At 67.9% G+C, this 12,959-nt stretch carries 9 protein-coding genes; 8 read left to right on the top strand and 1 reads right to left on the bottom strand.

Annotation, left to right across the window (positions count from 1 at the left end; all coding sequences use genetic code 11):
• Positions 1-119: 119 nt before the first annotated feature.
• A complete protein-coding gene (locus LR394_RS12905) occupies positions 120-1,769 on the bottom strand; it encodes a hypothetical protein (protein ID WP_231441378.1) in 1,650 nt (549 codons plus the stop codon).
• Between the two features lie 354 nt (positions 1,770-2,123).
• Between LR394_RS12905 and LR394_RS12910 the strand changes: the two genes are divergently transcribed.
• The 8 genes from LR394_RS12910 to LR394_RS12945 all read left to right on the top strand — a co-directional run bounded on the left by LR394_RS12910 (position 2,124) and on the right by LR394_RS12945 (position 12,367).
• Positions 2,124-3,443, top strand: a complete 1,320-nt coding sequence (locus LR394_RS12910; RefSeq protein WP_231441380.1) for an AfsR/SARP family transcriptional regulator — start codon at positions 2,124-2,126, stop codon at positions 3,441-3,443.
• 143 nt (positions 3,444-3,586) lie between these two features.
• Positions 3,587-3,985, top strand: coding sequence for an aspartate/glutamate racemase family protein (locus tag LR394_RS12915; RefSeq protein ID WP_231441381.1), 399 nt, complete (start codon positions 3,587-3,589; stop codon positions 3,983-3,985).
• A gap of 322 nt (positions 3,986-4,307) precedes the next feature.
• Positions 4,308-4,397, top strand: coding sequence for a K(+)-transporting ATPase subunit F (kdpF, locus tag LR394_RS12920; protein WP_231441383.1), 90 nt, complete (start codon positions 4,308-4,310; stop codon positions 4,395-4,397).
• Positions 4,397-6,058, top strand: coding sequence for a potassium-transporting ATPase subunit KdpA (gene kdpA, locus LR394_RS12925; protein ID WP_231441385.1), 1,662 nt, complete (start codon positions 4,397-4,399; stop codon positions 6,056-6,058). Before kdpF ends, kdpA begins: the two co-directional genes overlap by 1 nt.
• Positions 6,059-6,078: 20 nt before the next feature.
• A complete protein-coding gene (kdpB, locus tag LR394_RS12930; RefSeq protein WP_231441387.1) occupies positions 6,079-8,211 on the top strand; it encodes a potassium-transporting ATPase subunit KdpB in 2,133 nt (710 codons plus the stop codon).
• Positions 8,212-8,223: 12 nt separating this feature from the next.
• Positions 8,224-9,081, top strand: coding sequence for a potassium-transporting ATPase subunit C (locus LR394_RS12935; protein WP_231441389.1), 858 nt, complete (start codon positions 8,224-8,226; stop codon positions 9,079-9,081).
• Positions 9,082-9,095: 14 nt separating this feature from the next.
• The gene (locus LR394_RS12940; protein WP_231441391.1) at positions 9,096-11,702 is read left to right on the top strand and encodes a sensor histidine kinase; all 2,607 of its coding nucleotides are present in this window, start codon (positions 9,096-9,098) and stop codon (positions 11,700-11,702) included.
• Positions 11,699-12,367, top strand: coding sequence for a response regulator (locus LR394_RS12945; RefSeq protein WP_231441392.1), 669 nt, complete (start codon positions 11,699-11,701; stop codon positions 12,365-12,367). The genes LR394_RS12940 and LR394_RS12945 overlap by 4 nt, the downstream gene beginning before the upstream one ends.
• Positions 12,368-12,959: the final 592 nt, after the last annotated feature.

Raw genomic sequence — 12,959 nt, forward strand, 5'->3', positions numbered from 1 at the left:
ATAAGGGACCGTATCAGCGCACCTCGGTCCCTGTTCTCGCTTCAAGACTTCGATCCGAAAGGGTTACGGCTGCCAGGGCGAGACTTTCACGGGTATGTGGCAACGGCGGGCCCGAATGGTCAGCAGTTCCCTTGCGTCACACAAGGATCGAGCACGACCAGCTTCGACCAGACCATGGCGTCCCAGTCGATCCCGTCGGCGTTGGCCCGCATGGAGCCCAGCCGGTGCGCGTAGGGGTAGTCAGCATTGGCGGCGACCTGGGGCCAGTTGTTGCTGGCGGCGAAGGAGAGCCAGGCGTCGGGTGCGCCCCTGCTGGTGTACTGGTTGCCGGATTCGGTCTCGACGTTGAAGTAGAACGAGGATCCGGTCTCGCCGATGTACATGCCGTACTGCGACATGGCCTTCAGGATGGTGCGTTTCCAGGTCGGCACGGCGGCCGGCAGGGCGTCGATCTGGGCGGTGGTCATGTTCAGGCGCAGCAGGCTGCCCATGGCCGGGGCGTCCGCGGTGGCGAGGGCGGGCTTGGACTTGGTGCAGGGCAGGCCACTGTGATTGGCGGGGAAGACGTACTGTCCTGAGTCGCAGCGCACCCCGATCAGCAGGGCGTGGTCGATCTTTCCGGCCTGGAGTTCCTCGGCGCGGATCCGCCCGGCCAGGCTGGAGTAGTTCGCCGCGGTGGCGCTGCCCCGGGTGCTGAGCCCCGTGCCGTCGACGGGGCTGTCACCGGCCCAGGCGACGTTGATCCGCCCGCCTCCCGCCGGCAGGGGCACGGTCTGCACCTGCCAGAAGCTGGTCAGCTTGCCGGTGCTCTGGTCGACCACGGTGATGTGGGCGTCCGCTCGCTCGTACAGGGGCTTGCTGGAGTCCGCGGCCCGACCACCCTCGGGGACGGCTTGGGCGGGTATCCGGATCTTCTCGCCTTCCATCGGGCAAGGGGACGATCCGAACCCGTTGGGGTCGTCGGTGTTGGCTGTGCAATGGATCGTGTAGAGCGGATCGCTGGACCGGGCGTAGTAGGTGGGCTCGCCGGAGCTCCCGTCGTTGTGCGCGACGAAGTTGGCCACCTGCTTGTTCTTGGGCAGGTCGGTGCGCATCCGCTGGACGATCTGGGCCGAACGCGGGTGCAGCCTGGCGTTCGCCGGGAGAGCGCGGTTGAAGGGGCTCTGCGCGGTGAAAGGGTTCCAGCAGGCGGCCGGCCAGCGCGTGCCGCCGAAGCCGCCGTACCCGCCCAGCGCGGGGTGAGTGGAGTCGCAGGGGGCGCTGGCGACGCTGGCGTAGGCGGCCCGCAGGTTGGTGTCGCCGCCGTCCAGGGATGTGAAGCGCAGGCTCAGGGCGTTGATGACCGCCTGGTCCAGACCCTGGGTGGTGGACAGCGATCGCCAGGCGAACCCGGAGCCGCCCGTCAGCGTGGTGGTGTTCAGGACCTGCTCGCCGCGCACGAGGTCGACCTTCAGCCGCGTGGTGGCGCCGGTGTTGGCGTAGAACCACGCGGTGACGCTGCCGGGGACGCGGTCGTCCAGGGCCAGGTTGGCCAGACTCACTTCGGTGATCCGGTTGGCGTTCCGGGCATAGATGAAGTCGGTTCCCGGCACAGCAGTGGGTTGCTGCACGGCGTCGTCGATCGCGGCGGCGGCTGAGCCTGCCGTGCCGCCGGGCCATTGCCTTTGGATGTCGGCTTGGGGACGGATGATGCTGGCGGTGCTGGTTGCGGCGGCTTTTTGTGGCAGCGGCCGGGCCGGCGCACTCGTCGCGGACAGTGCCAACAGCACTGGTACCGCTGCTGCGGTTGTCGCGGCTGCCAATCGTCCTCTGCTGATTCTCATTCTGGATCTCTCTCCGGCGGAGTAGGGGATGGGGGCTAAAACCTGCACGGGAGAACGTAAGGGGCGCTGGAGAGTGGCTGGAGTGCGCTGAAGCCACAGCTCATCGGGCGTTTGACGGCTCTTGCTACCTGCGAGTTGCCTTGTTTGGGTAGGTATTCCGACGACATGGCGATGGATGACGCTCTACGGTTGAGTCGCGGGGGCGGGTGTTCTGCGCATTGACATCTGGTCATGACAACAGGGGGATGCAGGGTGGGTGAGCACAACGGCGTCCAGATCGAGTCGCTGGGGCCGCTTCTGGTGCGGATCGGTGAGCGGCGGCAGGGCATCAGCGCACCGATGGAACGGGCGTTGCTGGCGTTGCTCGTGGTCAAGGCCGGTCGTCTGGCCACGAGCGAATGGCTGATCAACGGTCTGTGGCCGGACGAGAAAACCCGTCCGGAAACAAAGAACACCCTGCAGACGTACGTTTCGCACCTACGTCCAAAATTGGAACCGGAGCGTCAAGCGGGCCAGCCGTGGCGGGTGTTGCGCCGCGAGGCCAACGGCTACCTTCTTGACGTTGGTGCCCTCGACGTCCATGCGTTCGAAACCCAGGTGGACAAGGGAACGTCACTGCTGCGCGCCGGACAAGCCATGGAGGCGGACGAGGCGCTGACCGCTGCCCTGGGTCTGTGGCGTGCGGACGAAGCCTTCACCGATGTCACGCAGCCCGAGCCCGACCCGGTCCGGACAATGATCGACGAGCTGGCCCGCAAACGTCTGGGGGCCGTCAAGACTTGGGGCCAGGCTCGCATCGACATAGGCCGGGGCGAAAGCGTTCTGACGGAGCTGGGCAGCCAGCGGGCACTGCATCCGTACGACGAGGATCTCGTGCGGCTGTCGATGCTGGCCCTGCAGCAATGCGGGCACACAGCCGAGGCGCTGCGGTTGTACGACGCAACCGCACGGGCATTCGCGGAGGAGCTCGGTGTGGACCCGGGGAAAGGACTGTGGGAGGTCCATCGGAAGATCCTCCAGGCCCCGACGGTGGCGGACCCTGTGCACATTCCCGAAGGTCCACCGCGTCCACCGGTTGCCGCCATCCCGCCCCGTCGAAAAGGAGCCTTGGTCGCGGCATCCGCTGCGTTCGTCGTTGTCCTGGGGGTTCTGGGGTTCAGCACCATGCGGCCGGAACAGGCCGATGACCTGAGCGGATCAGACGAGCTCTACTCCACGCTGAATCTGGAGATGCTGCCGGGGAATGCGCACGACCTGGACGTCGTCTCGTGGGAAGAGACGCTTCTGCCTGGGGGTCAGCCGATCGGTTCTCCCGAGTCCAACCGCGGTGATCTGTACCGCCAGAAGGAAGTGAAGGACCGGTTGAGCGGGTGGCCGACGACACTCGAAGGCTCCGGCGGCTTCAACACCTTCCAGCCGCTGAGCCGGGACAAGGACGTTACCGATTGCCGCAACATCCCGGACTCGGGGCAGGGCAACGCCGATGTTGTGACGCTCCGGGAGGGGGACAAGTTCTGCGTGCACACCCACGAGGGGCGCTGGGCGCTGGTCACCATCACGGGTTTGCCAGGAGCCCCGGGGGCACCGCTGCTCGCCGAGGCCAAGGTCCTGCCCCTGTAAGGGCCCGCGGTGTAGACGTTTCGTCAGGAAGCACCCGCGTCCCGTCAGGGTCCCGTCAAGGCCGGATCCATGCTCGCCCAGAGGCTCGTTACTGGGGTGTCGGCGCCCATCGGGGCGCGCAGTTCTGGGAGAGAAGGTCGGCAGTGGGAACCATCGGATTGCTCGGCGGGACGAACTGGTCGGAGACCGCGCGCTACTACCGTCTGGCCAAGGAGATCATCCGTCAGCGGCCCGAAGGTGGCCGTCTGCTGCTGGACTGGGTGGACGACCACGAACTGGAGTATCTCCAGGTGACCGTGGAGTGGGACGCGGCCGCTGCGATGCTGGTCGAGCGGTCCCAGTCGATGCTGGAGGGCGGCGCGGGAGCGATCGTGCTGTGCGGCAGTCTGCACCCGGAAGTGAGCTGGCGGGTGATGCGGGCGCTGACCGTACCCGTCGTTGCGCTGCACGAGGCCGGCACGCAGGAGGACGTAGCGGCGGCGCTGCGGCAGGTCTCCGCTCTGCTCCCGGGTGCACCCGCAGCAGGGCAAGGAGCTCGGTAAAGATTAGTTTCTGGGGATCGCCCATTTCTGGTGTGAACCGGGCGCCCGAGGGCCGGGTCGGAGCACTGCCTCCGGCCCGGCCCTCCGTCGTTTGCAGGCCAGGTGTCAAGAAGCTGTCGGAAACGCCCCCGCACCCGTCAAGGACCCGTCAACGCATCTGTTCTCGCGCGCGGCGAGGCGGTGTGCTTCTCAGCGGGCCGGCTCCGAAGCCGGAACGCACATTCGAACTGTGAGGGATAGCAGTGCTTGATCTGGCTTATCTGGTGCTGACAGTGGCGCTGTTCGGCGCTCTGGCGCTGATCGTGCGGGGAGTGGAGCGGCTGTGACCATCGTCAACCTGGCCGGTCTCGTCATCGCTCTCGGCCTGACCCTGTTCCTGCTGGCTGCTCTGCTCTTCCCGGAGAAATTCTGATGGACTCGACCACTGCGGGCGTCATCTTCGTGGTGTCGCTCGTCGTCGTGCTCGCCGCCGTGTACCGGCCGGCCGGCGACTACATGTACCGCGTCTTCACCGGGACGAAGCACTCCCGGGCCGAGCGCGGTATCTACAAGGTGATCGGGGTCGACCCCGAGGCCGAGCAGCCCTGGGGCGTCTACGCCCGCAGCGTGCTCGCCTTCTCGGCGATCTCGATCGTGTTCCTGTACCTGTTCATGCGGCTGCAGGGCCGGCTGATGCTGTCGCTCGGTTTCGACAGCCTCACCCCGGAACTGTCCTGGAACACCGCGGTCAGCTTCGTCGCCAACACCAACTGGCAGGCCTACTCGGGTGAGTCGACCATGGGCCACCTGGTGCAGATGGCCGGCCTGGCGGCGCAGAACTTCGTCTCGGCCGCGGTCGGTATCGCCGTGTGCGTAGCCCTGGTCAGGGGTTTCGCCCGCAACCGCACCGAGCACCTGGGCAACTTCTGGGTCGACCTGACCCGGATCTGCCTGCGCATCCTGTTGCCGGTCGCGACCGTGGCCGCCATCGTCTTCATCGCCGCCGGTGCGGTGCAGAACTTCTCCAGCAGTGACGAGATCAGCACGCTGGCCGGTGGAACACAGACCATCCCGGGCGGCCCCGCGGCCAGCCAGGAAGCGATCAAGCTGCTGGGCACCAACGGTGGTGGCTTCTGGAACGTCAACAGCGCCCACCCGCTGTCCAACCCGACGGCGTGGACCAACTGGATTCAGATCTTCCTGATCCTGCTGATCCCGGTGGCCATGCCCCGGGCCTTCGGCCGGATGGTCGGCAGCAACAAGCAGGGCTACGCGATCATCGCCGCGATGAGCGTCATCGCCCTGGCCAGCATCTTCCTGCTTAACCTGAGCAACGGCCTGGGCGCCAACACGGTCCCGGCCGCGGCGGGAGCGGGTACCGAGGGCACTGAGACCCGTTTCGGGGTACTGAACTCGGCGACGTTCGGGGCGGCGACCACGCTGACCTCGACCGGTGCGGTGGACTCGTTCCACTCCTCGTACTCGTCCTTCGGTGGCGGTCTGACGATGCTGAACATGATGCTCGGCGAGATTGCGCCCGGTGGAACGGGTTCCGGCCTGTACGGGATGCTGATGCTCGCGGTCATCACGGTGTTCGTGGCCGGCCTGATGGTCGGGCGCACACCGGAGTACCTGGGCAAGAAGATCAGCTCGCGGGAGATCAAGTTCGCCTCCCTGTACCTGCTGGCCACCCCCGCCCTCGTCCTGGTCGGCACCGCGATCGCGATGGCCAACCCCACCGCCCGCGAGTCCATGCTCAGCAGCGGCGCTCACGGGTTCTCCGAAGTGCTGTACGCCTTCACCTCCGCGAGCAACAACAACGGCTCGGCGTTCGCCGGTCTGAGCGCGAACACCGGCTTCTACAACACCGCGCTGGGGATCTGCATGCTGCTCGGACGGTTCCTGCCGATCATCTTCGTGCTCGGCCTGGCCGGTTCGCTGGCCGCACAGAAGCCCACGCCGGAGTCCGCGGGCACGCTGAAGACTTACCAGCCGCTGTTCGTCGGGATGCTGGTCGGCGTGGTCGTGATCGTCGTCGCCCTGACCTTCCTGCCGGCGCTGGCCCTGGGGCCGATCGCCGAAGGCCTGAGCTGAAAGCCCATTGAGGATCTGAGATGAGTACTGCGACAACCGAACGCCCCCAGGCGCAACCCAATCCGCCAGAAGGGGTCAAGAAGAAGGTCGGCGGAGGCCTGCTGGACCCCAAGCAGTTGTGGATCTCACTGCCGGACGCCCTGAAGAAGCTCGACCCGCGCACCCTGTGGCATAACCCGGTGATGCTGATCGTCGAGATCGGCTCGGTCTTCACCACCGTCCTGGCGATCACCGACCCGTCGGTGTTCGCCTGGGTGATCACCGTGTGGCTCTGGCTGACCGTGGTCTTCGCCAACCTGGCCGAAGCCGTGGCCGAGGGCCGGGGCAAGGCGCAGGCCGACACCCTGCGTAAGGCCAAGCAGGACACCGTTGCCCGCAAGCTCGCCCACTGGAAGCCCGGAGCCAACGTCCTCGACGAGACGACCGTCGGGGCAACGGAACTCAAGCTCGGCGACTTCGTGGTGGTGGACGCCGGCGAGGTGATCCCCGGGGACGGCGAGGTCGTGCAGGGCATCGCCAGTGTCGACGAGTCGGCCATCACCGGTGAGTCGGCCCCGGTGATCCGCGAGTCGGGCGGTGATCGCTCGGCGGTGACCGGTGGCACCCGGGTGCTTTCGGACCGGATCGTCGTGCGGATCACCCAGAAGCCGGGTGAGAGCTTCGTGGACCGGATGATCGCCCTGGTCGAGGGCGCGAACCGGCAGAAGACGCCGAACGAGATCGCGCTGAACATCCTGCTGGCCTCGCTGACCATCATCTTCCTGATGGCGGTGGCCACCCTGCAGCCGATGGCGATCTTCGCCGTCGGAGAGCAGGGTTTCGGTACCGACGACGCGGTGCTGAACGCCAACGGCGTCACCGGGATCGTCCTGGTGAGCCTGCTGGTCTGCCTGATCCCGACCACGATCGGCGCGCTGCTGTCGGCGATCGGGATCGCCGGCATGGACCGGCTGGTGCAGCGCAACGTGCTGGCCATGTCCGGCCGCGCGGTCGAGGCCGCGGGCGATGTGAACGTCCTGCTGCTGGACAAGACCGGAACCATCACCCTGGGCAACCGCCAGGCCAGCGAATTCGTCCCCGTACATGGCGTTTCGGTAGCCGAGCTGGCCGATGCGGCGCAGCTGTCCAGTCTGGCCGACGAAACGCCCGAGGGCCGCTCGATCGTGGTGCACGCCAAGTCCGCGCACGGCCTGCGCGAGCGGGAGATCCACGACGCGACCTGGATCGAGTTCACCGCCCAGACCCGGATGTCGGGAGTGGACGTGGACGGCCGGGTCCTGCGCAAGGGCGCCACTTCGTCGGTCACCGAGTGGGTGCGCTCGAACGGTGGACGCATCCCGGACGATCTGAAGGGGATCGTCGACGAAGTTTCCTCCGCGGGTGGAACCCCGCTGGTGGTTGCCGAGGAGAGCCGGATCCTGGGGGTGATCCACCTCAAGGACGTGGTCAAGAACGGGATGCGCGAGCGGTTCGACGAGATGCGCCGGATGGGCATCCGCACGGTGATGATCACCGGCGACAACCCGCGCACCGCCGAGGCGATCGCCAAGGAGGCCGGGGTCGACGACTTCCTGGCCGAGGCCACCCCGGAGGACAAGCTCGCCCTGATCCGGCGCGAGCAGGAGGGCGGCAAGCTGGTCGCGATGACCGGTGACGGCACCAACGACGCGCCGGCTCTGGCCCAGGCCGACGTGGGCGTGGCGATGAACACCGGCACCGCGGCCGCGAAAGAGGCCGGGAACATGGTGGATCTGGACTCCGACCCGACCAAGCTCATCGAGATCGTCGAGATCGGCAAGCAACTCCTGATCACCCGCGGCGCGCTGACCACGTTCTCGATCGCCAACGACATCGCCAAGTACTTCGCGATCATCCCGGCCATCTTCGCCGCGGTCTACCCGGGCCTGGACACCCTGAACATCATGCGGCTGGACAGCCCCACCTCGGCGATCCTGTCCGCGGTCGTCTTCAACGCGATCGTGATCGTCGCGCTGATCCCGCTGGCCCTGCGCGGGGTGCAGTACCGGCCGTCCGACGCCGCCACCCTGCTGCGCCGCAACCTGCTGGTCTACGGACTCGGCGGCATCATCACCCCCTTCGTCGGCATCAAGCTCATCGACCTGCTGATCTCGGCCATCCCCGGAATCTCCTGAGGAAGAACGAAAATGCGTATTCCATCGTGGATCGGCCAGCACCTCGCCGCCCTGCGGCTGCTGCTGGTGATGACCGTGATCCTGGGGGTGGCCTACCCGCTCGTCGTGACGCTGGTGGCCCAGATCCCGGGACTGAAGAGCAAGGCCGACGGCTCGCTGCTGGAGGAAGGGGGCACGGTCGTGGGCTCGTCCCTGATCGGCCAGTCCTTCACCGACGCGGACGGCAACGCCCTGCCGCAGTACTTCCAGTCCCGTCCCTCCGCCGCCGGCGACGGCTACGACCCGCTGTCCACCAGTGCGTCCAACCTCGGTCCGGAAGACGTCGTGGACACCCTGAGCACCGACGAGGAGAACGCCTCGCAGAGCCTGCTCACTCAGATCTGCTCGCGCAGCCTGGCCGTGGGTGAGCTGGAAGGTGTGGACGGCTCCCGGCCCTACTGCACGGCCGGAGGCGTGGGCGCGGTTCTGGGCGTCTGGTACTCGGACGGCGCGACCGGCACGGTCACCCGGGTGGTCAGCCTGAACGAGACCGGAACGCCGTTCCTGAGCACCTACGAGGGGATTCAGGTCGAGGCCGCCGAGCCTGACACCGAGTACACCGGCTACGTCGCCGAGCCGATCAGGGGCGCGGCCCCGGACCGCCCGCAGGTGCCGGCCGACGCGGTCACGGCCAGCGCCTCCGGCCTGGACCCGCAGATCAGCCCGGACTACGCCGAGCTGCAGGCGCAGCGGGTGGCCCAGGAACGCGGGCTGGACGTGGCCGAGGTGGAGAGCCTGATCCAGGAGTACACGACCGGCCGGTCGCTGGGCTTCATCGGTGAGTCGGGCGTGAACGTGCTGGAACTGAACCTGGCTCTGGACCAGGCGTAAGGAGCGGGAGACAAGTGGCCGGCCAGCTGCGGGTGCACCTAGGGGCTGCCCCCGGTGTGGGTAAGACGTACAAGATGCTCGAAGAAGGGCACCGGCGCCGGGAACGGGGCACGGATGTCGTGGTCGGGTACGTCGAGACCCACGGCCGGGAGCAGACCGAGGCGATGATCAAGGACCTCGAGGTGCTCCCGCGGCGGACCGTCCACTACCGGGGGACCACCTTCACGGAGATGGACGTGGACGCGGTGATCGCCCGGGGGGCCGAGGTGGTGCTGGTGGACGAGCTGGCCCACACCAACGTGCCGGGCTCGCGCAACGCCAAGCGCTGGCAGGACATCGAGGAACTGCTGGACGCCGGGATGACGGTGATGACCACGGTCAACGTGCAGCACCTGGAGTCCATCAACGACATCGTCCGGCAGATCACCGGAGTCCCACAACGCGAGACGGTGCCGGACGAGGTCGTGCGCCGGGCCGACGCCATCGAACTGGTCGACATGGCGCCGGAGGCGATCCGGCGGCGGATGGCCCACGGCAACATCTACAAACCCGAGAAGATCGACGCGGCCCTGGGCAACTACTTCCGGGTCGGCAACCTGACCGCCCTGCGCGAGCTGGCCCTGCTGTGGCTGGCCGACAAGGTCGACGACGAACTGGAGAACTACCGGGCGGCCCAAGGGATCTCCGACACCTGGGAAGCCCGGGAACGGGTGCTGGTGGCGCTGACCGGAGGCCCGGAGGGCGAGACGCTGATCCGCCGGGCCGCCCGGCTGGCCAGCCGATCCCGGGGCCCACAGCCCACGGACCTTCTGGCCGTGCACGTGGCCCGTAACGACGGCCTCAGCAGCGGCGGCAGCCACGCCAACCTGGTGGCGCAGCGCACCCTGGTCGAGGACCTCGGCGGCACGTACCACCAGGTGGTCGGCAACGACATCCCCAAGGCGCTGCTCGCTTTCGCGAAGGGGGTCAACGCCACCGAGCTGGTGCTCGGGGTCTCCCGTCGGGGTCGGCTGCAGTCGCTGTTCTCTCCCGGCGTCGGGGTCACCACCACCAACGGCGCCGGCAGCATGGACGTCCACCTGGTCACTCATGCCCAGGCCCGCAAGGGCCGCGCCCTGCCCAAGGTACGCAACGCCCTCAGCGCCAATCGCCGGGTGGCCGGGTTCCTCCTGGCGACCATCGGCATCGCCGTGCTCACGGTCCTGCTGGCCCAGCTGCGCGAGCAGATCTCCCTGGACAGCGACGTCCTGCTGTACCTGGCCGCGGTGGTGATCGTGGCCTTGGTCGGCGGGCTCTGGCCGGCCCTGGTGGCGGCCCTGCTGGGTACGGTCGCGCTGAACTACTACTTCGCCCCACCGATCCACCGGATCACGATCGCCGCCTGGGAGAACATCCTGGCTCTGGCCGTGTTCCTGATCGTGGCGGTCGCGGTGAGCGCGACCGTCGACCGTGCCGCCCGGCGCACCCGGGAAGCAGCGAGCGCCCAAGCGGAGGCCGAAACCTTGTCCACGCTCGCCGGGAACGTGCTGCGCGGCGCCCAGCCGTTGCCCGCCCTCCTGAACCAGCTCCGCGAGACCTTCAACTTCAACGGCGCCACGCTGCTGCAGCGCAGACCCGATGCCGGCCCCAGCCCGGACCTGCAGCACGACCGGGATGCCTGGCACGTGGTCGAGTCAGTCGGCCGGACCCTGTTCGCCCCGGGGGAGGGCGATGCCGAGGTACAAGTGGACGAGACGGTGTCGCTCGCGTTGTGCGGTCATCCTTTGGCGGCCGAGGACCGGCGGGTGGTGCAGGCTTTCGCCAATCAGGCCGTGGTCGCGTTGCGGCAGCAGGAGCTGAGCGAGCAGGCCGCCGCGGCCGGACCGCTGGCCGAGGTGGACCGGATGCGCACGGCCCTGCTCTCAGCGGTCAGCCACGATCTGCGCACCCCGCTGGCCTCGGCCAAGGCCGCGGTCGGTGGCCTGCGGGCGCCGGGGATCGAGTTCAGCCCTGAGGATCAGGCCGAACTGCTGGCCAGTGTGGAGGAGTCGTTGGACCGGCTGACCCGGCTGGTGGACAACCTGCTGGACATGAGCCGGCTGCAGGCCGGCGCGCTGGCCATGCACCCGCAGCCGACCAGCATTGCCGAGACGGTGGCGATCGCCCTGGACGAGATCGGGTCGCCGGCCAAGGACATCGAGGTGCATCTTCCGGAGGAGTTCCTGGAGGTGCACGGCGATCCGGTGCTGATCGAGCGGGTGCTGGTGAACCTGCTGCGCAACGCCCTGCGGTACTCACCGGACGACTCGCCACCGATGATCATGGTGAGTGCTCACGCCGGGGAGGTGGAGACCAAGGTCATCGACCGCGGGCCGGGTATTCCCATCGAGAAGTGGGAGGACGTCTTCCTGCCGTTCCAGCGTCTGGGCGATCGGGACAACGGCACCGGGGTCGGTCTCGGCCTGGCTCTGTCCCGAGGGCTGGCCGAGGCCATGGGTGGCAGCCTGACTCCGGATGTGACGCCCGGTGGGGGACTGACCATGGTCATGACCCTGCTGCAGTCGGGCCCTCTACCGGAGACCGAACTCGAGACCCAGAGTAAGCAGGCCTTCGTGGGCGACCCGCAGGCCGGGGCATCGTGACCAAGATCCTTCTGGTGGACGACGAGCCTCAGATGATCCGGGTCCTGCGGATCAACCTGCTGGCTCGCCAGTACGAGGTGGTCAGCGCCGCCACCGGCCTCAGCGCCCTGGAGTCGGCCCGGGAGGATCACCCGGACATCGTCGTTCTCGATCTGGGGTTACCGGATCTGGACGGTGTCGAGGTGATCCGTCGGTTGCGCCGGTGGACCTCGGTACCGGTGATCGTGCTGTCCGGCCGTTCCGACAGCCGGGACAAGGTGAACGCTCTGGACGCCGGCGCCGACGACTACGTGACCAAGCCGTTCAGTGTGGACGAGCTGCTGGCCCGGATCCGGGTGGTGGCCCGTCGCCAGGGGCCTCCGCAGGCCGAGAACACCGTGAAGATCGGGCAGTACGAGATCGACCTGGTCAGCCACACGGTCACCCCTGGCGACGTGCACCTGACCCGGACCGAGTGGCAGCTGCTGGCTGTCGTGGTGGCCGAGCCGGGCATCCTGCTGAGCCAGCGCTACCTGCTGGAGAAGGTCTGGGGACCGACCTACCGGGAAGAGACCCAGAACGTGCGCCAGTACATGGCCCAGCTGCGCCGCAAGTTGGAGAGGGATCCGACCCGGCCGGTGCATCTGATCACCGAGCCAGGTATGGGTTATCGCTTCCAGCCCTGACTTCCCGGTCCGGTGGTCGGCCGGCGCCCGGTGCGCTCAGGACGGGCGCGTGGCGGTCGGCATCGGGTGGCTGCGCGGCGGCACCGTCCGGGCACCGTCCGGATGTGGTCGTGCTCACCTGTCCAGCGGTGCGGCCGCCAGCCACTCGAACGTGACATGGGTGTGGAACTGGTCGCACGAGGTCCGGCTCACCCCCGCCGGCCACGCCTTCCGCGAAGAGGTCCGGCCCGCAGCAAGATCGTCCGCTCGTACGGCTGGCAGGAAGGCACTGCGATCGAAGGAGGCACCGAAGCGCGGGGCACGCCGAGAACGGCACGTTCTCCGGAACCTGACGCCTCCCGTCTACTACGAGCCGCAAGGTGGGTTTGCGACCCGGAGACCTGCACGCCCGGCATCGTCCCCCCGCGGTGAGCCTGGGTTTTGGCGTGCCTTTGGCGATCATCAGGTGCTGAGGCCGCGCCCGACCTGCCGCCGTTGACGCTGTGACCCTCCGGATGCCCGGGGACGATACAGCTGCCCTGGGTCGACAGGGCAGTCGCCTGTCGGTGGCTGCTTCCCGCAGCATCAAGGTGTTGAAGAGCCACGAGCCCTC

This window comes from Kineosporia babensis (assembly GCF_021129305.1).
Lineage (GTDB): Bacteria > Actinomycetota > Actinomycetes > Actinomycetales > Kineosporiaceae > Kineosporia > Kineosporia babensis.

Coding starts and splice junctions, on each gene's coding strand:
- kdpA (WP_231441385.1), top strand. CDS start 4,397: ATGGACTCGACCACTGCGGGCGTCATCTTCGTGGTGTCGCTCGTCGTC.
- kdpB (WP_231441387.1), top strand. CDS start 6,079: ATGAGTACTGCGACAACCGAACGCCCCCAGGCGCAACCCAATCCGCCA.
- LR394_RS12935 (WP_231441389.1), top strand. CDS start 8,224: ATGCGTATTCCATCGTGGATCGGCCAGCACCTCGCCGCCCTGCGGCTG.